Here is a 24,970-nt window from a genome sequence, read left to right as displayed (position 1 = left end):
CTTTTTTAAGAGGCGTTTTTTTTATATTTTTAACCAAATTAATTAAACCAATTAGTTATGATAAATAAAAGAGTTGCAAATGTGGAAGAAGCTTTGCAAGACATTACCGATAACGTTACTATTATGCTGGGAGGCTTTGGATTATGTGGAATTCCCGAAAATAGTATAAACGAATTGGTGAGAAAAAATATAAGCGGATTAACCTGCATCTCCAACAATGCTGGGGTGGATGATTTTGGATTGGGATTGCTTTTAAAAAAGAGACAGATTAAAAAAATGATTTCCTCTTATGTAGGCGAAAACGCAGAATTTGAAAGACAAATGTTGTCTGGAGAGTTGGATGTGGAACTAACGCCACAGGGAACCTTAGCAGAAAAATGCAGAGCTGCCCAAGTGGGAATTCCAGCTTTTTTTACTCCTGCCGGTTATGGTACGGAGGTTGCTGAGGGTAAGGAAGTCCGTGTCTTTAACGGAAAACCGCATATATTGGAACACGCATTTGAAGCTGATTTCGCGATTGTAAAAGCTTGGAAAGGTGACGAAGCGGGTAACTTAATCTTTAAAGGAACGGCGCGTAATTTTAATGCGTGTATGGCTGGAGCGGGAAAAATTACCATTGCAGAGGTCGAAGAAATCGTTCCTGCTGGTCAATTAGACCCTAATGATATCCATGTTCCCGGTATTTTTGTAAAACGCATCTTCCAAGGTGAAAAATATGAAAAGCGCATCGAACAACGCACCGTACGTACAAAGTCATAAAAAGCTTGTAAACCGCGGAGACCACTTGTCGAAATCCATTTATTAGACAAGATTAAAGCTTGAATAGTTAACCATTGAATCAAAAATTATGTTAGATAAAATAGGCATCGCAAAGCGAATTGCACAAGAATTAAAAGACGGTTATTTCGTCAATTTAGGAATAGGGATTCCGACCTTGGTGGCGAATTATGTTCCACAGGGAATGGATGTAGAGTTTCAAAGCGAAAACGGCGTTTTGGGTATGGGACCTTTTCCCTTTGAAGGAGAGGAAGATGCGGATTTAATCAATGCCGGAAAACAAACGATTACCGTTTTGGCTGGGGGCTCTTTTTTTGATTCTGCAACGAGTTTTGGAATGATTCGCGGGAAACACGTAGACTTAACTATACTTGGAGCCATGGAGGTTAATGAAAGAGGCGATATCGCCAACTGGAAAATACCGGGTAAAATGGTTAAAGGAATGGGTGGGGCTATGGATTTAGTTGCTTCTGCTGAAAACATTATTGTAGCCATGATGCATGTTAATAAAGCTGGGGAATCCAAAATTCTAAAAGAATGTACTTTGCCATTAACAGGAGTTAATTGTGTAAAGAAAATCGTTACTGAATTGGCCGTTCTTGAAGTAACAGACAAGGGTTTTAAACTCTTAGAACGCGCTCCAGGTGTCAGTGTAGAAGACATCGTAAAAGCGACAGAAGCCGATTTAATCATTGAAGGTGATATACCTGAAATGAAAATTAACTAAACCGATGTTTTCTGTTTATAGTAATGGCCTTTTGTATTTTTCAAAAGGCTTTTTTTATATTTTAAGAAAAAAGTTGATATAACAATTTTTTATTGTAATTTAAACCCACAAGCAGTGGAGCACTTTTATGCGTTAAATCTTATGTAATAGTAGTATAACACGAGAAATTAACAATTAAACAAGGAATTGTTCCTGCTGGTAAAGATTTGTACAAATACCTAAATTAAGATACCTTATGCGATTAAATTTCGAGCTCCCCTTTTACTTAAAATTATCTTGTGTACTGATAAGTATCGTAATCATGGGTTATTTAGGCGTACTGGGACAAAATGTGATAGTTCCTATTATTTTAGGACTGCTATTCTCTACTCTTTTAGTACCTTTTTGTAGTTTTTTAGAGAGAAAAGTACACTTTCCGCGTGCTTTAGCAGCCATAGTTGCTACCATACTTTTTACCAGTATCATTGTTTTGGTGCTTTATTTATTGGCCATGCAAATGACTAAATTAGCCGATGATTGGCCGGCTTTTCAACAACAATTAATCGACTCGTTTTACAGCCTGCAATTATGGGTACAAGACCATTTTGGAATTGAACAAAACAGTCAGTTAAACTACTTAACCGAGACCGCTTCCAAATCTCTTAGTGCAGGTACGGATATACTCGGGAAAACCCTAAGTTCAATTTCCGGACTAATTATGTTAATTGTCTTTACGTTTTTATATACTTTATTTCTGTTGCTGTATCGTCGCCATTTGGTGAAATTTCTAGTCATCGTATTTAGAGACAAACACCAACATGTAGTTTTGGATGTGGTGATTCAGATTCAAGTCATGGTCAAGAGGTATTTAATTGGGCTGTTGTTGCAAATGATAATCGTAACCGTTTTGACTTTTATTGCCTATACCATCATTGGAGTTAAATACAACTTTATGTTGGCAATACTGACTGGTGTACTTAATGTTCTGCCTTATATCGGAATTTTTATCGCTTTGGTTGTTGGTGTGATCATCACTTTTGCAACCACATCGGCCAGTCATGTCCTGTTTGTAGTGTTGGCTATGGTCGTAATCCATGCCATCGACGGCAATTTAATAATGCCTAAGGTAGTGGGGTCGAAAGTGAAGTTAAACTCTTTAGTGGTAATCCTCGGATTGGTGATTGGCGAAATGACTTGGGGTATTTCTGGCATGTTGTTGACCATACCTGTATTGGCCATTATGAAAATCGTATTTGATCGGGTTGAAGGCCTACGTCCATGGGGTTTCTTACTTGGAGAAGAAGACAACGAGTCTCCGCTGTTTAACAAAACCATTACTAAAATATTTAAGGCACCGGAGAAACCTACGGATACCGACGACCATAAGGACGACGACCCTTCCGATTCCAACTCTTAGTTTAGATCCGGATTTCTAAAACAAATAATGAATGCCTGTTTTTTCGATGATAAAATCACCGGAAACCATTTTTTCTAAAGACCAATTAGTACTGCCATCCGGAGGTAGCTTTAATCCTCGAATGGTTGCGGCTTGACTGTAGAATTCCTTTCGTGTTTGCTCATAGGGAGCAACCAGATTAAAAACAGCATCGGCTTCTTTCTGATTTTGAAAAACGAGTTGTGTAGTAAAAGCAATGACATCGTTCAGATGTACCATATTGACACTTAAATCCGGATTTTCGAATTCGGATTTTTGTGCTAAAAAAGTTACAGGATGGCGAAGAGGACCAAATAAACCGCCCAATCTCAATATGGTCGTTTTCCATAATCCCTCCGTTCTAAAGAGATTTTCGGCCGCTACAATTTCACAACCACTAGTTGTTGTGGGGTCGGTTGCTGTTTTTTCAGTTATCAGGTTAGGTTGGCAACCGTAAACCGAAGTAGAACTCATAAAAATAACCCGTTTTACGGCACTATCGCACAACAGCGGTATCAATCGTTCCAGTTGGTGGCTATAGGGCATAGCGGCGTCCTTTACTCGCGGCGGTATGGCGATAATTAGGGTATCACAGCCGCATAAGAAATCGTTTATAAGAGATTCGTTTAAGTTTTCTTCTGCCAGATTGATGCAATAAGGGCTAATACCCGCTTCTTCTATTAAGGCCAATTTCGTTTCCGTTGTGGTCGATGCTTTAACGCAGATACCTAAATTTTTAAAATGTACTGCAAGAGGAAATCCCAACCAACCACAGCCGAGTATGTTCACGGTATTTTCGAATTCGTTTAAGTTGGAGTGTTGAAACAACAGTTTGTTATTTGTAACGTTTTCATCGGCTAAAACGAAATGATTCTTGATTAAAACCCGCTGTGAAGCCGTGTTGTCTTGTGCTGTCCAAGCTTGTATCTGACGAAATCCCTTTTTCCGTAAATAAGTGAGCATAATACAAACCAACTCAGAAGCATATCCTTTATTCCAATAATTCTTACCCAGTGAATACCCAATTTCTACCGTTTCCAAATCCTTTGGTCTATAGACGAAAGTACCCATTAGCGCGTCTGTCTTTTTATCGATTACAGCAAAGCGAAATGCGGTTTTTTCAGCAAATTCTCTATGTGCTTTTTCTATGGATTGTCTCGCTTCTTCCAGAGATAAAGTTGGGGGTGTTTCCCGAAACTTCATCGCATGAATATCTGAATAAATGGAAAAAAAACTTTCGACATCTTTATGTTCGAGTTTGCGGATAAACAGGTTTTCAGATTGGGTTTTCATATATATATCAAAGCTATAAAAGTAAATATAATTTTGGGTATGCCTAAAAAATTTTTCTACGAAATTTGAAGTTTAACTTCTGCTTAATACCGGATTATTAAAAATGAAGTAAATTTGATTTATGAAAAGATTAGTTTTATCGCTGTTGTGGGCCAGCTTCACTCTGGGAGCTTCAACACTTTATGCACAGCATGACAACGAGCAAATTGTTGTTCCAAATCGTAAAAATGACGAAGAACAGCAAAAAAAACCTTATTTGATTTTAATCTCGGCCGATGGATTTCGCCATGATTATATTGAAAAACACCAAGCAAAATACTTGGGTAGTTTAGGTAAAAAAGGGGTTAGGGCCAAGGCATTAATTCCGTCTTTCCCGTCGGTTACTTTCCCAAATCACTATACTATAGTTACCGGCTTATATCCTGCTCATCACGGTTTGGTTGGGAATTATATGTACGATCCGAAGATAGAAGAACGGTATTCACTGAATAATCCCAAAGCGGTTTTAGATCCAGCTTGGTATGGAGGAACGCCGATTTGGTCTTTGGCAGAACAACAGAAAATGCTGACTGCTTGTTATTATTGGCCCGGATCAGAAGCCGCCATACAAGGTGTTTTACCGTCGTATTACTTTCCTTATTCAGAGAAAATCAGTATAGACAAGCGAATAGAGGAAGTGGTGAAGTGGTTGCGTATGCCGGAGGAAACCAGACCGCATTTAATTACCTTTTATTTTCCAGAAGTAGATCATGCGGGGCATACCTACGGACCCGATGCAGTGGAAACCAAACAAGCGGTTCAGTTTATAGATGAATCGGTAAAAAAACTCGTTGAAGCAGTTGCTAAAAGTGATTTAGATGTAAACTATATGTTTGTGGCCGATCATGGAATGACAAATATTGATCAAAAAGAGCTATTGACCTTGCCTATCACGATTAATCCTGAAGAAATTACGGTAGTTAGTAGCGGTGTTTATGTAAGTCTATTTGTAAAGGATGCTCAGCAAGTTGAAAGCGTTTACAGTGCGGTTAAAGCGGCAAAAGGACCGCATTATCAGGTATTTTTAAAGAATGAGGTTCCAGAAAAATATCACTTTAGCACCAAGGATGATTATTTTGGTCGAATTGGTGATATCGTGTTAATTGCCGACAGCCCGTATTATTTTTCGAACAAAAAAGCCAGCCCAGGTGCACACGGTTACGACCCTTATCAATATCCTGATATGAAGGCTACTTTTATTGCTTGGGGACCGCAAATCAAACAAAAAACCAAAGTGGATGCGTTTGAAAACATCCATATATATCCCTTGATGACTGAGTTGTTGGGCCTGGAAAACACCCATAAAATCGATGGCGATGACCGTATGGTTAAATCGGTGTTGAAATAGATATGGCATAAACAATTAATACCCATACAAAAGAGCTACCTCTTGGTTTTACAACATTCCCCCTCCTTTGGAGGGGTTTTGAAATCCTTTCACCCCTTACGGGGTTCTATAATCCTTTCACCCCTACGGGGTTTCGCAATCATTTCACCCCTACGGGGTTCTATAATCCTTTCACCGCTACGGGGTTTCGTAATCCTTTCACCCCTACGGGGTTTCGCAATCATTTCACCCCTACGGGGTTCTATAATCCTTTCACCCCTACGGGGTTTCACAATCCTTTCACCCCTATGGGGTTTCGCAATCCTTTCACCCCTATGGGGTTCTATAATCCTTTTACCCCTACGGGGTTTCGTAATCCTTTCACCCCTACGGGGTTTCACAATCCTTTCACCGCTACGGGGTTCTATAATCCTTTTACCCCTACGGGGTTTCACAATCCTTTCACCGCTACGGGGTTTCGCAATCATTTTACCGCTACGGGGTTTCACAATCCTTTCACCGCTACGGGGTTTCGCAATCCTTTTACCCCTACGGGGTTTTGCAATCCTTTCACCGCTACGGGGTTCTACAATCCTTTCACCCCTACGGGGTTTCACAATCCTTTTACCCCTACGGGGTTTGTTCTGACCTGAAATAACGGTATGAAAAATAATTGTTTAGCAAAATCCTTTTGTAAAGCATGCTTAGATAAATTAACTCTTAATTCGATGCTTTATTTAAAAACGATAAGCAACACCTAAATTTAGATTGAGGCTATATAATTTAAAACTAATGGTTTCGAAATCTTTTTTAAACAGGTTGTTAAATCCCCAACTAAAGTCGGAATAAATTTGAATTTTAGGTGTTAACTGATAAGCGGTACCCAATTGAACACCCCATTGAAAAGGATTGATTTGGTCTGAAAAATCGAAGGTAGCGCCATTTTCTTTTGTGAAAGAGGTTTTGATTCCTGTCGGGTCTGGGTCTCTTAGATGACCTTCACCTACAGTACCTTCAAATCGTTTGGACAATAAAAGGGAAAAATAGGGGCCGAAACTGAAATCCCAATTAGGAGAAACACGATAAACAGCCAGAATCGGAATCGTTAGGTAAGTGTTTTTTACAGTTGTACTCGTTTCTCCAGTAAAATATCCTTTGAGGAGCTCGCCTCCCTCTCCAATAATTTCAGTACGGTAATTTTTAACCTCTGCATCGGATTTCATCCCTCTCATTTCATAACGTAAACCACTTCGAATACCCCAATTTTGTTGATGCTCTAACCAGTGCGTCGCATTGGCTTCCACTGTAAAAGCTAAGGTCGGATTAAAGTTTTTTATCGCGCGAATCTCTTGTGGAAAAGGAATAGGAGTACTACCTCCCAAATTGAGTCCCCCTTTTAGTTGATATTCTAAATTCAAGTAAAATCGGCCGCTGTATACCTTCTCTTCCGAAGGCAATTCTTGAGCGAAAGCAGCAGTGCAAAGTAAATATAGGGAGCCTAGATAGAAAAAATGTTTCATGGATTGTAAAGTTTAGTTGGAATCGTAAATCACTTCAACGTTGTCGATATAAAGCGTACTGCCTACGGCGCCTTTAAAATCATCGCCGTCTATACTTGAGGTAAACAACACGCTGAGGTTGTATTTGCCTTCTTTTAGCTTTTGTAAATCGACCGTTTTACCGTTTCTTACCACAAAAGGAATATTAAATTCTGTCCAGTTGGCCGTTGGTTTCTTTCCTTTAATATCGATCTGAGCAATGGAAACGATATTGGGATGCGTAAACTTATTCGTTCCATCGAGCACTTTGGTTGCGTTGTCGGTTTCATAGAAAATGGCATAGGCGTCCCAAGTATCCGTTACATGATCTACGGTTTGTCCCATATCGGTATAAACCGGACCGGCTTCATATTTATAAAAACCTTTTAAAAGCAGAGGCTGGTGCTCAAATGGAAATCCCAACTTTATCGCTTTTCTCGGATTGTTTTGAATCTCCGTGAGATCTAAGGAACCAATATAGATAGTACCGGCTGCTATGGGTTTCTTAACCATTACACCAAAACTACCGGTTGACTTGGTTTGCATTTGTACACAACCTCCAGTCTTGCCGTTTTTAGAAGGGATTGTCGGGTATTCATCAGGCGATTTCGCTACTCCTGTAAACGAAAATCCGATATTTCCAGTAGCCCAATCCATGTTGTGAATGTTATTTTGATCCATTTCATAAAATACATAAAAAGCATTGTTATCTATTCTATAGTTTTCAAAATTGTAATTGGTGCTCAATTGTGAAGTAATATAAGACACCGTATAATTCTTTTTCCAATTCCCGTCTTGCGAAGTGACTTGATAGGTTTGAGGATTGGTAAAATCTCGGACAGTTCCACTAGCTGGAACTATTTTTGCTCCGGCTGTTAGGATGAATTCGGGGGCTTGCTGCGTTAAGTCGATGTCGGAATGCACGCGTAAACTCACACGATCATTTTCAACAAGCGGTTCAGCCTTTAAAATGTCTTTGGAGACAATACATTCAAGTATATCGGCTTCGGCATTTAAGGCCTCTTCTTGAATACAAGAAACCAAGGATATGGAAACGAAGCAACTCAGGAAAATAATTTTTAATTTCATCATGTGTTAAAGTGTTTTACAAACCAATTCCATGCTTTTTCAACCGACTAATAGCAGCACCGTTATTCCAGCTTAAATGGTTAGGTAAAAATACGCTAGTATGAGGTAATTTTTAGCGATCGGTTTGTTTTATTAATAAAAACGACGATAATATTAGATACGGGTATTAGATTGTTAAACAACAACTGTTTCGAATCTTAAATAAAAGTTGGGGGGAGGTTGAGGTGGATTTTAAACAAAAAGCTTAAGCTGCTTAAATCCAGGGAGTAGAACTATTTTTTCTGCACCAGTAAGCAGTATTCGGTATCGATGTTTAAATAACCTTGATTGTACACAAAATAATAAATAGTACCGGTTTTGGTTTGATAAATACTGGTAAAAAGTTGAAAATCGTAACCTTGTTGCAATAACTTTGATATGGGAATTTTTGTTTTACCACTTTTGTTGAAAAATCTTAGAATGCGGTAGTTTTTCCGGAGTTGATTGTTGGTATTGCGAACCAAATTGTTAAAATCTTTATTGACCTTATTGTTATACGAATTCCGACAGCTGTCGTCGCAAAATTTTTTATCCTCTCGGCCCACTAGTTTAGTTCCACATTCTAAGCACGTTTTCATGGTATTTGTTTTTTATTTCAATTTCTTCGTCTCATATAAATCGGTTCTACGATCCTTTTTTATCTGAACACTTCCGTGTTCGTGCAGTTCTTTTAATAAATTGACATCCACATCGACAATCAGGGTCATCTCGGTATTTGGTGTTGCTTCTGCCTTAATCCCGTTGGTCGGAAAAGCAAAGTCAGAGGGGGTTAATACGGCTGCCTGTGCAAATTGGATATCCATATTATTCACCTTTGGTAGGTTTCCTACACAACCTGCAATGGCCACATAACACTCGTTTTCAATAGCTCTGGCCTGGGCACAACTTCGCACACGGGTATAGCCGTTTTGCGTATCGGTAAGAAAGGGAACAAAGAGAATGTCCATACCTTGCTCTGCCAATAATCGCGATAGTTCGGGAAACTCCACGTCATAACAAATAATAATTCCAATTTTTCCACAGTCGGTATCGAAAGTTTGGATTTTAGATCCGCCTTGCATTCCCCAATAATGCACTTCATTGGGGGTAATATGTATTTTGGAATACATTTCATAAGTACCGTCTCTTTTACAAAGAAAACCAACGTTATAGAGATTGCCATCAATCATATACGGCATACTTCCGGTAATGATGTTGATGTTATAAGAAATGGCAAATTCCTGAAACTTCTTTCGAATATCATCCGTAAAACGAGCCAATTCTCGAATGGCTTCGGCTTCGGACAAGTGATTGTAATCCGCCATTAAGGGAGCGGTGAATAATTCGGGAAACATAGCAAAATCACTTTCGTAATCGGCTACGGCATTGATAAAGAACTCCGCTTGATCAAAAAACTCGTCGAGCTCGTTAAACAAACGCATTTGCCATTGGATTAGCCCTAAGCGGACAACACTTTTTTTAGTATTAATCAGTTGTTGGGTCTTTTCATAGAATATATTATTCCATTCCAATAACACCGCGTATTCCTTCGAATCTTTATCGCCTTCGAGATAATTGCGCATCAAGCGAACCACGTGAAAATCGTTGCTCAATTGAAAAGACATCACAGGATCGTGTATTTCTTTGGCGCGTACTTTATCCAAATACTGTTTTGGTGTCAATTCTTTGGCAAACTTGGAATAATTGGGAATACGTCCCGCAAATACAATAGACTTTAGATTCAGTTGCTCACAAATTTCTTTACGCGCATCATATAAACGACGTCCCAAACGCAAACCGCGGTATTTGGGATGTATAAACACATCAATACCATACAACACATCACCATCGGGGTTGTGTGTAGAGAAGGTGGAATTTCCAGTAATCGACTCATAAGTATGGGCAGACATCGCTTGGCGTTCATCTACAATAAGTGATAAGGCGGAGCCGACCACGATATCATCGACTAAAACAACCAATTGTCCCTCTGGGAAGGTAGCTAATAATGCTTCTATCTCATCTTTAATCCAGTAGGAGTCTTCCATACCCTCGTAGGACTCCATCATGGATTTCTTTAATTCCAAATAATCTTCGACTTGAAGATTTCGAAGTTCTACTTTATTAATAGCTGCTTCCATTACTTTTTTTTCTTTTAAAGGTACATAAAAATCCATTTGTAAACGGTTACAAGCATTTACATTCGACTGTAAACGTTTTTTATCAGGATAGTTATAAATCAAAAGAAGTGATTTGTACAGAGAAAAACAAATAGTTTAATCTAAAATTTTAAAAAATGAGTACATTAAGAAATAGCGTAAGGCTGATAGGAAGATTGGGGAAAGACCCAGAAGTAAAAGAGTTTGAGAGCGGAAAGAAGGTCGCTAATTTTAGTTTGGCCACTTCGGTGGTTTATTACGACGAACACGGTCAACGCGTTGAACAAACCCAATGGCACCAAGTAGTGGCTTGGGGAAAATTGGCGGAAATCGCTGAAAAATTTGTCAAAAAAGGACAGGAAGTTTGTGTTGGAGGTAAATTGGTCTATCGGGATTATGAGACCAAAGAAGGGGTTAAGAAATATATTGCTGAGGTCGTGGTTTCTGAAATGCTGTTGCTGGGAACTAAGTCGGAACTGGATTCTTAAGTAATGGTTGTTTTTATAAACATTAGTACAGATTGGGATGGTAGTTTTTATAGAGGCGATTCCAATGTGTTGTTGAACTATTTGTACGGTTTTCCGTACTAAAATGTTAGGGCTAGTTTTAAGAGGTTTTTAGTATTAATATCTAGTTGTAAAACAAAGGGTGTTTATTGTTAGGAACATTGGTTTTAAGTATGTTGTATGATTGTAATTCTGTTATTTGAGTTAAAAATAAATTTATAATGTTGTGTTATTTATTTTTTATGATATTTATTTTTACAACTTACTTGTTTTTATTGTTTTATTTATAAATCGTTGGCTTAAAATTTTGTTAATGAAAAATCTGTATTTTTTGCTTTTAGCTTGGGTAACGACGAACCATTTATATGGGCAATTGCATGCAACTATAAATGGGAGTCAAAATCATGGAACTGTTACGCTGCCAAATTCACCAACAGCTTCCAGTTTTCGGGTTTTTGGAGACTTTCCTCCAAGTAATTTTATAGGTGTTGCTGATGTAGGGATTCCTCTATATACGATTTCACATCGAGATTTCGAGTTTCCGCTAACTCTAAAATATCATAACGGTATGGGAAATAAGGTAGAAGCACAACCCGGAGTAACAGGCTTGGGATGGCATTTGACCAGTGGAGGAACTATTACTTTATTGGAAAGTAAAAAGAGAATTGATGTGCCGTCTTCAGGTCCAATCATAGTGAACCAAGAGCACGTGATTAATAATGACTATTGGAATACTAAAAGTTACTTAACCCAGATATTGGGAGGTACCTCAGGAAATGACATGACTTCTAGTAATAATAAAAAAGAGAAATCGTTACTAGGAGCGGTGTATTCGGTCAATTTTAATGGCTTTTCTGGAGAAATATATTTCGATCATCAAAATAAACCTAAATTTAGAAGTAAAGAAGGAGTCTATTTCGATGTAAAAATAAACTTTGCAAATAAACTTATCACGGTGCCTCTTTTTGATAATGAAACTGCAAGAATTGAATATCGCCATGAGGTGTATAGTTTTATTTTAATAGATAGCAATGGCATTGTGTATGTTTTTGGAACTAATGATACCGCCATTGAATTGAGTACTCTGGGGCATAATTATGATTTACCAAGTTTAACTCCGGCAATAAGGAATGTTCCTTCAGCCTATGAAGATTGGAAAAATGCTGTAAAAACAATTCCAACGACTTGGCATTTGACGAGTATTAATTTCTTAAATGGGGAGCGAATTACTTTCGATTATATCCGTCAACAACCTATATATTCCAGTCGTGTATATAGTCATCTGAAAACTGGTGAAATTGATCTTGGCGACAATAATGTACCGGATTTGCAACTTTTTGAAAAAAAAACCAGATATATTAATGATGAACAAGCAACGATGATACTTCCAGCTCTGCTTTCGTCTATAGTAACTCCTAAAGAAACTATAGAGTTTGACTATAAAATATCGGAAAATCACCATAGATATTCAGGGATGGTTTATGATAATATGCAACATGATAGGAGCTCAGATTACGATCTCGCAGAAAGGGCCGATAAAAACATCTTATTTGTTATGACGGATGTTAATCCTAAGAAAACTTCTTTTTATGAACTGACAAGACCTATAAAAAAAATAGAACGTATCAGAATCTTAAATTCAGAGAAAAAATTATTTAAAGCAATTGATTTGAATTACAAAGCTAGCTCTTTCGAACGCGCTAAGCTTAGTAGTTTGGGAATTACAGGATATACCGGTGATGTAGCTGGACAAACACAGAACTATTTTTTTAAATATGATATGCCGGTATCGGAATCTCCAGATTACCACACGTACAATAAAGATGATTACGGTTTCTATAATTCTAAAAGTGGTTATTTGGGCTATTGGGACGATATCCAAAATATACCAGAGGAACGTTTTGACCAAATTCTACAAGAGTTTAAAAATAATGCAACTGCGAGAAATGCTTACACGGCTAGTAGAAAACCGGAAGTATCTCGTTTCAATACTTGGGAAATATTAACCGACATTGTTTATCCCACTGGGGGATATACCAAATTCGAATACGAGCCAAACAGGTATGGTGGTATTGCTAAGAACTATAATGCCAGTCATAACACAGTACACAGTCGTAACGCAGCATTTGTAGTAGAACCTTATGAGGGCACAGATAATATTGCTGGTGGGGTTAGAATCAAAAGAGTTCGGAATTTTGATTCTGACAACAAATTACTAAGTTCAAAAAGTTATGCTTATGTACATAATTATCAAAATGGTAATACAAAATCGAGTGGAGTCTTAGCGCATGTTCCTACCTATTTTGATTTTATTAGTGGAAACACAAACGTAATAAATTTTCGCGGGATTGAGTATTTTGCTTGGAGTACTAACGATATTTATCCAGCAGGCCGGTTAAGAGGAAATCATATAACCTATAGTGAAGTAACAGAAATTGACGATGTTGATCATAGTTTTACTACTTACAAATACAAAAATTTTGACAACGGTTTCCATGATTCAATAAATATAGATTACGCAACCCATCATGAAAACGATATAAGGTATTTGGGAAATAAGGAAATTTGGAATGTGCATGATCTTATTAGTATGGATTTGGAAAGGGGACAGCTTTTGAGTAAAACACTTTTTAAGGCTAAAGCTTCTTCAAACCAGTCAAAAGGGGATTTGCTCAAAGCATATACATACGAGTATAACGATTCTAGTTCACGATTTGAAGAGTATATTAGAACAATCAATCTATATGATAACCACCTGCTTTCTCAGCAGAGAGGGCTTGTTCATGCTTATACTTATATTGCTAGTAAAATATATACCTATACTCCTTATCTAAAAAAAGAAACCATCATAGACTATCCAAATGGAAATAGCCTAGGTTTAATTAACTCAGAAACTACCTATCAATACCATGATAAATATAAAAATATTACTAGAAAAACGGTAAAAACAGCTGATAAAACCTATAGAACCACCTACAAATATCCATACGATTTTAGCGGTGTTTATGCAGATATGACGAGTAGAAATTTGGTAGCCCCTGTAATTGAACAACGAGAGTATCTTAATAATGTACGAACATCAACGATAAAAACCAATTTTCGTCAAATTTCCCCAGATTTCCAATTGTGGAAACCCGCTTCAATAGAGATTCAGCACCGCAATGGTCCTTGGGAAAAGCAAATGGAATTTTTAGAATACGACGATAAGGGTAACCTATTGAGTGTTAGGAATAAAACCGGATTAGTCACTAATTATATCTACGGGTATAACAAAACCTTGCCGATTTGGCAAATTGAAAACGTATCCTATCAAACCATTTCCAATGCTTTAGGAGCAACTGATATCAATGGATTCTCAAATTCAAGTAAACCGAATGCCATTAGAATGTCATTATTAGAAAATAAGATGAACCAAAACGCGCTTTTAAAACGCGCTTTTATAAGTAAGTTTTTATATGACCCTATGCTCGGTTTAATATATAAAAAAACGGCCAGCGGCTTGATAGAATATTACAAATACGATGAAAGTGGACGTTTAAAACAAGTGGAAGATGCTAATAACAATACGACGATAAAGTATGAGTACAACTATAAACAAAATTAGTGATTGCAGTGTTAAAATCTTGCTACTAGGGATTTTATTTTGGAGCAATACCGGCTTTACACAAAAAATTCTTTGGGAAAAAACATGGGGTGGCAAACAGTCGGAATATTTATTTGATATGATACCGACAGCCGACTATGGTTTTCTGTTGGCTGGATCGAGTTTGTCTGGTAAAACGGGAGATTTAAATGCTGAGAAAATCAGTAATATGGACGCATGGCTGTGGAAAATGAAAGAAAATTCCGACCCAGAATGGCAATTACGACTCGGTGGAGACGGTACCGATTTGCTTAAAAGTATAGACGGCACCAATGACGGTGGATTTATTTTGGGAATGACCTCTACATCTGGAAAATCTGGAGACAAGAGCAGCGAGTCCAACGGCGGTCAAGACCTGTGGATTGTAAAGCTCAATGCGGCTAGAGCGATAGAGTGGCAGTCCAGTTTTGGTGGTAGTGGTAACGACGATTTGGTTTTGGTTAAACAACTTCAAGACGGCGGATATATTATAGGCGCTACGACACAATCTAGTGCATCGGGAGATAAAAAAAGCAGTACTCAAGGCGGAAAAGATCTTTGGATTTTGCGTTTAGATATACACGGTCACCTTTTGTGGCAAAAAAGTTATGGAGGCAGCTACGAAGAAGAAATGGTTAGTATCATCGAAACCCAAGACAAAGGTTTCTTAATCGGAGCCAATTCCAATTCCCCTATGAGTACAGACAAAGGAGCAGCAGGTTTTGGTATGCGTGACTTTTGGTTAATCAAACTCGACGGAAAGGGAGCGGAAAAATGGCAACGCGTTTTCGGAGGTAGTCAAGACGATGCACTTACCCAAATCCAAGAATTGGAGGACGGAAATATTTTGATAGGAGGTAGTTCGAATTCGGATATTTCTGGAAATAAAACCGTTTCAGCGAATACGGCCAGTGACTTTTGGTTGCTAAAAATAGATCAAAATGCGACGGTGTTGTGGCAAAAAAGTTATGGCGAGGCCCAAACGAATTTATTAACGAGCGTCTTAATCGATAAAAAAGGCAATTATCTATTAGGAGGATATGGCATCAGTAAGGTTAAAGGAAAAATAAAATACCAGTATATGGGTATTCAAATCAATCCGGACGGAGAACAACTGTGGCAGAAGTCCATATCAAGCACGGGGATTGACATTTTGCGTAAAACCGTACAAACTCGTGATGGCGGATTTGTATTTGCCGGTACATCGGACGGAAAGCCCAATGCAAACAAAGCGGCGCAAAAGGGACGAAATGATTTTTGGATTGTTAAAGTAAAAAAAGAATCAAAAGAAGAAGAACGTTTAAAAATTGAGGCTGTTCCAAATCCTACTGCTGGTTATACCAACGTCATTATCGGTTTCGACTATAAAAAAGGAGATTTACAATTGATTGATGTCAAAGGGCGGATCCTTTATCAAACTGGTATCGAGTATCAGACGATTGCGGTTGATTTGGCTCCCTATCCACAAGGGGTGTACTTTATAAAAGTACGAACCGATGAGGGTGATGCCTCGGTGAAAATCATCAGAAAATAATATAAAAGTTACTTTCTATTTTACCGTTAACTAAAAGAAAAAACATGAGAAAAATATACTTTTTAATATTATTATTAGGAGTTATCTCCAGTTGTTGGGCACAAAGCATCAATCAAAACTACATCAAAACCACAACATATCTCTACCCGACGAGTTTGCCTTTAGTGGTAGACAGTATGCGTGTCTCCTTGGCTTCTGGAGGGATCAGCCTGAATCCGAGATTTGGTCCAACCCAAGTCAAAGTAGTTTATTTTGATGGGTTGGGCCGCCCCAAACAAGAGGTGATTGCAGGCAGTAGCAGCGCCGCAGGCAATATCGTTACCCATATCGGCTATGAAGTCAACTTAGGACAAACAAAAACCTTTCTGCCATTTTCCACACAACGAGCCCCTCCTAATGGTGGGATAGGCGGGGCATTTGGATCGAGTAATCCCGTTTATGTTAGCGATGCTGAACAGGCAACATTGAATTTTTACAACACTCCCAAATACCAAAACACAACTAATCCATATAGTGAAGTGGTTTTGGAGGCGTCGCCCTTAAAGCAAGTAATAAAATCAGCTGCTCCAGGAAATGATTGGAAAATTTCGGCCGCATCCGACAACCGCAATATCGAATATAAAAACGCTTTAAACACAACCAATCAAGTAAAGAAATTTACGGCAACAGAAAGTATTTTTGTTGATAATAGTACAGGTTTAATTGAAACCAACTTGGTTAACTCGGGTTATCACGCTAAAAACAGTCTGTATTGGAATACGGTTAAAGATGAAAGTAAGGGGTTTTACGAAGAATTTAAGGACGCACAGGGGCAAGTTGTGCTTCAAAGAACGAGGTATATGGAACCTGTTAATATCGGTCCATTTGCCTCGAAAGGTGTTGATTTTGGCCCTGTAGATGAGGAACATTTTCTTTTGGGAACCGTACTCTTTTATACCTATTATGTTTACGACGACTTCGGTAATCTACGGTATGTTTTACCTCCTTTAGCAGCGGGTAAAACCGATACAGAAACTTTAAATAAACTGTGCTACCAATACAAATACGATTATAAAAATCGTATGGTTGCCAAGAAGTTGCCCGGTAAAGACTGGGAGTATTTGGTGTACGATAAAGCAGATCGATTAATTGCAACTGGGCCGGTATTGAGTCCTTTTGGCGACCAGAGTACAGGTTGGCTTTTTACCAAATATGATGTTTTTAATCGGGTGGTTTATTCGGGGTTTTATACCGGATTACCTACTACTGCTGTTGGGCGAAAGCAGTTTGAAACGGAGTTGCAAAATCAAGCCTTTGATTTTGAATTTAGAGGTGAGAGAGATGAGCTTCCTATCTCCGGTATTGCAATGCAATATACCAACCGTTGTTTTCCAAAAACAGCGGTTCAGATTTTAAGCGTTAATTATTTTGACAATTACAGTTTTGATACAAGTTTAGCTCAGTTGCCTGCGGTGGAAGGGGTTGTAGTTAAAACCAATGTGAAAGGTTTGCCTACAGGAAATTGGAATCGAGTAATCACCACGGCCAACGAAAGCTTGGGAGAACTGTCTTATACCTTGTATGATTTTAAAAACAGAGCGGTTCGTACATATCTTAAAAATCATTTGGGCGGTTTTACCCAAACCGATTTACAACTAAATTTCCGAGGACTACCGATATCGACCACGACCACACATACGGCTACTCAAGCGAGTGCGGACCAGCCAACGGTAATAAAGGAGAATTTCGCCTACAACCATGCTGAGCAACTCGTTTCCCATACCCATCAAGTAGGTAATGGAGAAGCGGTGGTTTTGACTAAAAATGATTATGATAATTTGAGGGTCTTAACCTCCAAAGAAGTGGGAGGACTAGGAGGTACTGCAATAACTCCTCCACTTCAAAAGGTGAGTTTTAAGTACAACATTCGCGGTTGGCTTACGGAAATTAATGATGTTCATGAAGACGGTGTTCAGGCTAGTAATAATCCTTTGTTTTCGTTAAAACTCAATTATAATAGATTTGATACTTATTCAAGCCCTGGCTCTGGACCAGTACTTTCGCTCACTCAAAAAGCGATGTATAATGGAAATATTGCCGAACAACTATGGAGAAGCAACGACGGTGTTCTCAAAAGCTATAATTACAATTATGATGGTTTAAATCGTTTGAAATCGGCTTTTTACAGCCTTCCCAAGACAATTAATCCGATTACCCGTGCATATGATGAAAGTCTGACCTATGATAAAAACGGCAATATACTCACGCTTAAACGCAACGGAAACACAACGGCGAATAACGTTATTGAAATCGACGATTTGGACTACACTTACGACGGCAATCAATTGCAAAAAGTAACCGATGCTACAAATAATGCAGAAGGATTTAAAAAGGGAACCCATACTGGTAACGATTATGCGTATGACAGCTTTGGTAACCTGATTATTGACAAAAACAAGGGCATTACTCAAATCAAATACAACCACTTGAATTTGCCGACAGAAATTACCATGACTGCTGGGAAAATTAATTATATTTACAATGCGGCGGGTGTCAAGTTGCAGAAAAAGGTTGTTCCAACAAACGGTGCGGTAACAACAACCGATTATTTGGGCGCTTTTCAGTATGAGAACAATCAATTACAGTTTTTTCCAACGGTGGAGGGATATTATAATGTGCAAACCAATAAATACGTTTACCAATATAAAGACCATCTCGGAAACGTCCGATTGAGTTATTCCGACACCAACGGCGACGGACTGATTACTGCTGATGAAGTTTTAAGCGAAAACAATTATTATCCGTTTGGACTGCAACATCAGGGAGATAATCCTGCGGTTGCTCAAGCGAATCCTGCGGCAGAGAAGTATAAGTATAACGCAAAAGAGCTCCAAGACGAGCTGGGGCTTAACTTTTACGACTATGGTGCACGTAATTACGATGCTGCTTTAGGTCGATGGTTCAACGTAGACCCGTTGGCGGAGCAAACCATGGAACCGTATTCGTACGTTGGAAACAACCCGATTAACTTTACTGACCCTACAGGGATGAGTAAGGAGGGAGTTGAAAATGATTGCGATAGTTGTAAAACTAAAGCAGATTGGCAGGCTTATTATCAACAAGCAGAAAACACCGCTTCGATGATAGGAGAAGATGCTTGGGAGGGGCTTAATAATAAACGTATGTCCAGGGCGATTGATGACAATGGTAATTCTATATTTTACTTGGACGGTAAGAAGATGGACTTAAGAACCTATGAGAATAAAACTCATGCAATCGGAAGTTTATTAGGAGATGCAGCATTAATCGAAGGGGGGGCTCGTTTGTTTAAGTATTTTAGTAATGCGTTTAGTAAATCCAAAGATGTCGCTAAGGGGGGAAGTAGCGTTTTGTTAAACACTTCGAAACAGCTGCAGGCTAAGTTTAAACACGCAGGCGACTTTGGAGTAATTGGAAATTATAATAAAGCAAATGCTGGCAAATTCAGTTCTGCTATAAATCAGCATATTAATTCCGCAGGTGTTCAGACTATTCAAGGAACATACAGAGGTCAATCTGTAATACACTATGTCAATCCAAATACAGGGTTGAATGTAATATCAAGTCCAACGGGTCAATTTATGAGTGGTTGGAAGTTGAATCCTGCACAATTACAAAATGTTCTAAAACATGGAGGGTTATAGATATGAAAGCAAATAACGAAAAAAAGAATATTGCAATAACTTTAAGTGAATATGAAGCCCTTGTATTTCTTGAATGGTTACACAACTTCAATGAAGAAGAACATCCTACTTTGTTTCAAGACCAAGCAGAACAAAGAGTTTTATGGGATATGGAAGCTGAGTTAGAAAAAGTTGTTTCGATTACTTTTGATGGTAATTATCAAGAAATTCTTTCTAAAGCAAGACAAAGAATTAGGGATGAAGAATAAATCAAAAGCCCGATATAATCCCCCCGCTGGTGCGCGAATATTAAAAACATTCGACTAGGCTACCGTGCGAGTCCTCTCGCGTGGTCTGTATTAGATACAAGAACACTCCATCATGCTGAGGTTTTCTGCTTGCATAAAGGTGTTTATTTAAAATGGGAATAAGTCTTTTGACTAAGACAAAATGGAATCCGGGTTTTTGTATAAAACTTGAGTTTTAAGATTCAAATATTAGTTTATTCAATTTGCCACACGAAGGGATTGACTCCGTCGAATCTTCGATTTCGTGCGGCAGCTGGGGGAGTTGAAAATGATTGCGATAGTTGTAAAACTAAAGCAGATTGGCAGGCTTATTATCAACAAGCAGAAAACACCGCTTCGATGATAGGAGAAGATGCTTGGGAGGGGCTTAATAATAAACGTATGTCCAGGGCGATTGATGACAATGGTAATTCTATATTTTACTTGGACGGTAAGAAGATGGACTTAAGAACCTATGAGAATAAAACTCATGCAATCGGAAGTTTATTAGGAGATGCAGCATTAATCGAAGGGGGGGCTCGTTTGTTTAAGTATTTTAGTAATGCGTTTAGTAAATCCAAAGATGCCGCTAAGGGGGTAACTCGCTCTTTAGATGACCTTTCTTCATTGAGAGGAGCCACATGGAAAGAAGCTGAAAGTATGATTCCGAAGGATTGGATTAAAGGGGCTATGAAAAAGGGAGAAGGGATAAAATTTGTAAACCCTGCAAAAAAAGGAGAGCAAATACTATTAGAAAAAGGTTGGCAAGGAGCAAAAGATCCATTACACGCTGGCCCTTATATGAAAGTAAGTAGAAATGGTCAAGTAACACGAATTCCATTATCAGGCAATCCAACATTAAAATAAGTAAGCATGAAAAACATTATTTATAAAATTCTTTGGAGTACAATAGAAGACTTTGTTGGTCTTTGGGAAATTTTATGGGAATTAAATTCTTTATTGCCCGAAAAAAGTCATAAAGAAAATTTGGAAAGTGTTAGGAAGATATTAAAGTATTTTTTAGAACAAAATCTTGTAACTTTTTATATGAATAAATGGGGAAATGATGAACTTGAGGGATTGTCTTCTAATGAAGCAATACTGTTTCTTAAAGATGAAAAATATTGGAATGCTCCGGCTATAAATGAAATGTGTATCAAAATTGGGAATACAGAAAAGGGTGAAAAATTTTATAATGAAGAATTGGTAAGTGATTTTATCTAAGGATTGTTTGAATTGCCGCTAAGGGGGTGCCTGCACTTAGGGCGGCTTATGTTAAGGAAGTTGAAGGTCTATCATCAATTGCTTCTAAAATGCGGTCGGGAGGGAGTTCGTCCGAAGAAATTGCAAGGACTTTATACGGGTTAAGAAGAGAACTTGGGGTGAATTATAAATCACTTACTCCTAACAATGTACTACAACAGATATATCAAAGAAATCTTCAAAAGTATGGAGATAAGCTAGGTCCTACAATTGACTATTTAAGGCAGCAAGGTAAATCTTGGGATGATATAATCAATAGTGCAACAAGAACAGGTGGTAAGGATTTAGGGTTTTAGAATTTGAAATAATTAAAATTATGTTATTACGAAACTTTGATTACGCTACAAAATACTTTGATTATAAATCAAAGACTGAACTTAAAATGACTTCAAATCCTCAAGTAAATGGATGGTATAAGTTTATTTATGAAGTATTTTCTGCTTTATTAGTAATAGACAATAACCTTTATTTCTTATATGGTGAGAGAAAGTTTTTAATAACGGAATTTCATCGAGTATTACTTAAAGAGAAAAGTAACACTGAAAACGAATTTAGTCTTATGAACCGAAATGATGTACTTGTTAGTTTTTTATTTCCAATACCAGATCCTAAATTAAATGTTTTGCCATTTGAATATATTGATGAGGACGATTTTAAATGGGGTGATTTCATTGCGAAGATTATAAATGATGGTGAAAGAAAAAGAAATTTTGTAATGAATTTATTAGAAAGCTGCTAAGGGGGAGGTTACAGTATATCGGGTGTTTGGTGGGGATGCAAGAGCTCAAGGGTTTTCTTGGACAACAAAAAACCCTACTTCTATTAAAGACTTTAGAAATGCAGCAGGATTGCCTTCAGGAGGGGCGAGTGGAGCAACGAACACCGCTGACTTTATGATTAAAGGTAGGGTGAACAGTAATAATATTATTAAATCTCGTTCAGCATTGCCATTAGATGGGAATAAAGGAGGGTTACCGGAACTTATAATAGACCCAAAGAATGTTAGAATAACTGATTTTAAAATACTCAAACCATAAATTTTATAAATGATGGATTTTAAATATAAAGGTATGACAGTAAATGAACGACTTTACGTAAGTGGTCTTATGGACGCTTTTGACAAAGCAGCTAAAGAAGAGGATATTGAAAGAGTCATAGAGATTTTGAAAAAAGTTGAGATTACAGATGAATCTGCAATTAGGGAGATTTTAAAAGAACTTGGTCTTACAGAAAAAAATTAGACTAAAAGTTTTTTAGTGTAAGGGAAGTAGTAGTCGCTAAGGGGGGAGTTAAGTTATTTGGAGAAGAAGTAGTAACGACTACAAGCCGTATGGGAAGAAATGGTAAAGCTGTTGAAGTAATATTTAAAGATGGTAGTAAAATTGATATTAATGCAGCCCGTGTAAAGCAATGGACGCCAAATACACATTCTAATGCACCTGCAGGGACATTGCAAAAAGTAAAGTTTAAGAACTCTTTGCCAGGTTCGAAAGGTTATAAGCGTACACCAACCCAAAGCGAGTTGGATTTCCTTAATGGTTTATAGAAAAATTATGAATATAGATAAAGCTATAAGAGTATTTTCAGACTTTTTAAATAGTAGTTGGATAATAGTATCTCAATTGTTGTTTAATAGAGATTATACCTCAAATGAAGATTCAATTAATGATTGGTTGCAAGCTAACTGGGAGCTGCTTGTTGAGCGAAAGATTCTTAGAGTTAATGAGTACTTAGAAGTATATGGTGAGGGTGCGGATTATAACGGCTCAAGTAGTAGAATAATCGATCCTGATGTATTGCCAAATTTCAAAGTCGTAACTAAATCAAGAAATGGTGATAGGGTTCTTGATATATTGAATAATGAACAAGTATATTTGGGAAATATAACTTTTGAAAAGCTTGTAGGATTTAAAAACGGTTTTTATACATCTGAACCAGAATTTAAATATGTGTTACTTACAGATGATAATTTTGGACTAGATAGAGTTGTAGCATTAGAAGATGTTGTGTTTGAGTTGGATAAATTATAGGAAACCCCCGCTACCGCACGAATCCTTTCGTGTGGTACGATTAATAAACACAAGAATTCTGGGGCGAGTACTCTATTAAAAACAAAAACGCTCAATCCTATTGGGAGTTTTTTTTACAATGGCAGTTTATCAATAAAAAGGTAGTCTTCCAACTTTGTTAAAATATAATGAGGTTTCTTTGTATATTACTTGCGTTTTAAGAGAGGATATTAGTATCTAGAGTATTTGCCTTTCGGAGAAGTCATGGTACAGCAAAGTACCAACAACATCTTTGAAAATGTCTATAAATTCAATGACTTAGGAGGTAAAAGCGGATGAGCTTTTGTCGAACAAATCCCCCCGCTGGTGCGCGAATATTAAAAACATTCGACTAGGCTACCGTGCGAGTCCTCTCGCGTGGTCTGTATTAGATACAAGAACACTCCATCATGCTGAGGTTTTCTGCTTGCATAAAGGTGTTTATTTAAAATGGGAATAAGTCTTTTGACTAAGACAAAATGGAATCCGGGTTTTTGTATAAAACTTGAGTTTTAAGATTCAAATATTAGTTTATTCAATTTGCCACACGAAGGGATTGACTCCGTCGAATCTTCGATTTCGTGCGGCAGCTGGGGGATTGTGTGCAGCATAGTTGCTTGTTATCTTTTAGTTATTTATTTTTAAGGAACAATAGAAAGATAATTAGTATTGTTTTTGTAAATCTTCCACAGATACACGCAAAATGTTTACCCCTATGTTTAATTCTTAACTAAGAAGAAGCGAAAAATTATGAGTAATGTTCGAAAACGTAGCATAGTGTATTTGATAAGTTTTTTGGTTATTCTACTTTTAGTGACATTTATCTTGACTAATCAATATAAGAAAAAAGAATTTTCCCAAGAAATATATTTTATTGTAGAGAAGGTGGAGGAGAGCCCTGCTCTACGGTGCTCTTATTACAATAAAGAAGGTAATAAATTATTGTTGAATAGTTATACTTTTTATGCTCCCTCAGAAATTGAGAAAGGCGACATAATAACAAAGAAAGCAAATTCGAATCAAATTGTAATTTATAGAAAAAATAGATTGGGAGTAGATGAAATAAAAAGAGTTATAGATATTAAATAGATTTTGTAATATATAATACCCCTTCTGGTGCGCGAGTATTAAAAATTTCCGAATAAGTTACCCCGCTACCGCACAAATATTTTAAATAATTACAGCAATAGTATAATCCTAGTTTTTACTTTGTACTTTAATTTTGAATTTTGCACAATCTTTTCGACCTTATAAAAAATCCGTTAAGAAATCACTGCAACGCAGCCGAAAAAAGATTTTGTGTTTGACCGAAGGGAGTTAAAATCTTTTAGGCGGAGTAAAGTGATTTTAGGAATTTTTTATAGTGTCTTGACTTTTTGCTTCGTTTTGTGTCAAGACAAAATGAAGAGAATAGATTGTTCGCAGCATCAAACTTTGAAAGCAAAATTTTGTTTGAGCCCAGCTACCACGCGTCCTCTCCCCCGCTACCGCACGAATCCTTTCGTGTGGTACGGATAAATATACACAAGAATGCTAGGTGCGAGTCTTCTATTAAATACAAAAACGCTCAATTATATTGAGCGTTTTGTGTTTATGAAAGATTTTTCTCTATTTTTATTCAGAGGAATAAAACAATCAAAATGAGTAGAAATTATAAATTTTGTAATCCTGAGGGTTTATACTTTGTAAGT

Annotated in this window: 23 protein-coding genes; 17 read left to right on the top strand and 6 right to left on the bottom strand. The window is 37.5% G+C overall.

The genetic code is table 11. The features are described from left to right. Positions 1 to 57: 57 nt before the first annotated feature. The 3 genes from KO524_RS06260 (at position 58) to KO524_RS06250 (ending at position 2,900) form a co-directional block, all read left to right on the top strand. Entirely contained in the window at positions 58 to 759 is a 702-nt protein-coding gene (locus KO524_RS06260; RefSeq protein WP_219291892.1) for a CoA transferase subunit A, read from the top strand. Positions 760 to 847: 88 nt separating this feature from the next. Then, positions 848 to 1,504, top strand: a complete 657-nt coding sequence (locus KO524_RS06255) for a CoA transferase subunit B (protein WP_219291890.1) — start codon at positions 848 to 850, stop codon at positions 1,502 to 1,504. 235 nt (positions 1,505 to 1,739) lie between these two features. Continuing rightward, entirely contained in the window at positions 1,740 to 2,900 is a 1,161-nt protein-coding gene (locus tag KO524_RS06250) for an AI-2E family transporter (protein ID WP_219291887.1), read from the top strand. 15 nt (positions 2,901 to 2,915) lie between these two features. Here the strand turns inward: KO524_RS06250 and KO524_RS06245 are convergent, their stop codons facing one another. Further along, complete coding sequence (locus KO524_RS06245) at positions 2,916 to 4,211, bottom strand: GNAT family N-acetyltransferase (protein WP_219291885.1); 1,296 nt, start codon at positions 4,209 to 4,211, stop codon at positions 2,916 to 2,918. A 121-nt stretch (positions 4,212 to 4,332) separates the two neighbouring features. Here KO524_RS06245 and KO524_RS06240 point away from each other — a divergent pair, with 121 nt between their 5' ends. Beyond that, a complete protein-coding gene (locus KO524_RS06240) occupies positions 4,333 to 5,598 on the top strand; it encodes an ectonucleotide pyrophosphatase/phosphodiesterase (RefSeq protein WP_219291882.1) in 1,266 nt (421 codons plus the stop codon). 89 nt (positions 5,599 to 5,687) lie between these two features. On the opposite strand, the gene KO524_RS15515 is transcribed toward KO524_RS06240, so the two are convergent. The 5 genes from KO524_RS15515 to KO524_RS06215 form a co-directional block, all read right to left on the bottom strand. Beyond that, a complete protein-coding gene (locus KO524_RS15515; RefSeq protein WP_219291880.1) occupies positions 5,688 to 6,065 on the bottom strand; it encodes a DUF4573 domain-containing protein in 378 nt (125 codons plus the stop codon). Positions 6,066 to 6,314: 249 nt separating this feature from the next. After that, positions 6,315 to 7,097 carry a porin family protein gene (locus KO524_RS06230; protein WP_219291877.1) on the bottom strand — a complete coding sequence of 261 codons (783 nt, stop codon included), beginning with the start codon at positions 7,095 to 7,097 and terminating at the stop codon, positions 6,315 to 6,317. Positions 7,098 to 7,109: 12 nt separating this feature from the next. Further along, the gene (locus tag KO524_RS06225; RefSeq protein WP_219291873.1) at positions 7,110 to 8,207 is read right to left on the bottom strand and encodes a PCMD domain-containing protein; all 1,098 of its coding nucleotides are present in this window, start codon (positions 8,205 to 8,207) and stop codon (positions 7,110 to 7,112) included. A 269-nt stretch (positions 8,208 to 8,476) separates the two neighbouring features. Continuing rightward, positions 8,477 to 8,821 carry a hypothetical protein gene (locus tag KO524_RS06220; protein WP_219291870.1) on the bottom strand — a complete coding sequence of 115 codons (345 nt, stop codon included), beginning with the start codon at positions 8,819 to 8,821 and terminating at the stop codon, positions 8,477 to 8,479. Between the two features lie 12 nt (positions 8,822 to 8,833). Then, positions 8,834 to 10,360, bottom strand: a complete 1,527-nt coding sequence (locus KO524_RS06215) for a carbon-nitrogen hydrolase family protein (RefSeq protein ID WP_219292285.1) — start codon at positions 10,358 to 10,360, stop codon at positions 8,834 to 8,836. A gap of 155 nt (positions 10,361 to 10,515) precedes the next feature. Here KO524_RS06215 and KO524_RS06210 point away from each other — a divergent pair, with 155 nt between their 5' ends. The 13 genes from KO524_RS06210 (at position 10,516) to KO524_RS06150 (ending at position 23,261) form a co-directional block, all read left to right on the top strand. After that, complete coding sequence (locus KO524_RS06210) at positions 10,516 to 10,866, top strand: single-stranded DNA-binding protein (protein ID WP_219291867.1); 351 nt, start codon at positions 10,516 to 10,518, stop codon at positions 10,864 to 10,866. 331 nt (positions 10,867 to 11,197) lie between these two features. Further along, a complete protein-coding gene (locus tag KO524_RS06205; protein ID WP_219291864.1) occupies positions 11,198 to 14,488 on the top strand; it encodes a sugar-binding protein in 3,291 nt (1,096 codons plus the stop codon). Beyond that, complete coding sequence (locus KO524_RS06200) at positions 14,463 to 16,040, top strand: T9SS type A sorting domain-containing protein (protein WP_219291861.1); 1,578 nt, start codon at positions 14,463 to 14,465, stop codon at positions 16,038 to 16,040. Before KO524_RS06205 ends, KO524_RS06200 begins: the two co-directional genes overlap by 26 nt. Before the next feature lie 44 nt (positions 16,041 to 16,084). Then, complete coding sequence (locus KO524_RS06195) at positions 16,085 to 19,702, top strand: colicin D domain-containing protein (RefSeq protein WP_219291858.1); 3,618 nt, start codon at positions 16,085 to 16,087, stop codon at positions 19,700 to 19,702. A gap of 2 nt (positions 19,703 to 19,704) precedes the next feature. Then, positions 19,705 to 19,950 carry a hypothetical protein gene (locus KO524_RS06190; RefSeq protein WP_219291857.1) on the top strand — a complete coding sequence of 82 codons (246 nt, stop codon included), beginning with the start codon at positions 19,705 to 19,707 and terminating at the stop codon, positions 19,948 to 19,950. A 207-nt stretch (positions 19,951 to 20,157) separates the two neighbouring features. Further along, a complete protein-coding gene (locus KO524_RS06185; protein ID WP_219291846.1) occupies positions 20,158 to 20,835 on the top strand; it encodes a hypothetical protein in 678 nt (225 codons plus the stop codon). A 6-nt stretch (positions 20,836 to 20,841) separates the two neighbouring features. After that, positions 20,842 to 21,192 (top strand): hypothetical protein, encoded by a 351-nt coding sequence (locus KO524_RS06180; RefSeq protein ID WP_219291843.1) that lies wholly within the window; start codon positions 20,842 to 20,844, stop codon positions 21,190 to 21,192. Between the two features lie 26 nt (positions 21,193 to 21,218). Next, positions 21,219 to 21,527: a hypothetical protein gene (locus KO524_RS06175; RefSeq protein ID WP_219291840.1), complete on the top strand. Its 309-nt coding sequence runs from the start codon at positions 21,219 to 21,221 to the stop codon at positions 21,525 to 21,527. Positions 21,528 to 21,547: 20 nt separating this feature from the next. After that, entirely contained in the window at positions 21,548 to 21,970 is a 423-nt protein-coding gene (locus KO524_RS06170; protein WP_219291833.1) for a hypothetical protein, read from the top strand. Positions 21,971 to 21,992: 22 nt separating this feature from the next. Beyond that, positions 21,993 to 22,268, top strand: a complete 276-nt coding sequence (locus tag KO524_RS06165) for a hypothetical protein (protein WP_219291830.1) — start codon at positions 21,993 to 21,995, stop codon at positions 22,266 to 22,268. A gap of 9 nt (positions 22,269 to 22,277) precedes the next feature. Next, positions 22,278 to 22,472 (top strand): hypothetical protein, encoded by a 195-nt coding sequence (locus KO524_RS06160; protein ID WP_255555164.1) that lies wholly within the window; start codon positions 22,278 to 22,280, stop codon positions 22,470 to 22,472. A gap of 89 nt (positions 22,473 to 22,561) precedes the next feature. Further along, positions 22,562 to 22,777, top strand: coding sequence for a hypothetical protein (locus KO524_RS06155; protein WP_219291827.1), 216 nt, complete (start codon positions 22,562 to 22,564; stop codon positions 22,775 to 22,777). A 7-nt stretch (positions 22,778 to 22,784) separates the two neighbouring features. Then, positions 22,785 to 23,261, top strand: a complete 477-nt coding sequence (locus KO524_RS06150) for a hypothetical protein (RefSeq protein ID WP_219291826.1) — start codon at positions 22,785 to 22,787, stop codon at positions 23,259 to 23,261. Positions 23,262 to 24,970: the final 1,709 nt, after the last annotated feature.

The sequence above is a fragment of the Flavobacterium sp. NKUCC04_CG genome, assembly GCF_019345525.1.
Lineage (GTDB): Bacteria > Bacteroidota > Bacteroidia > Flavobacteriales > Flavobacteriaceae > Flavobacterium.
This window is presented reverse-complemented; position numbering and strand designations above follow the sequence as displayed.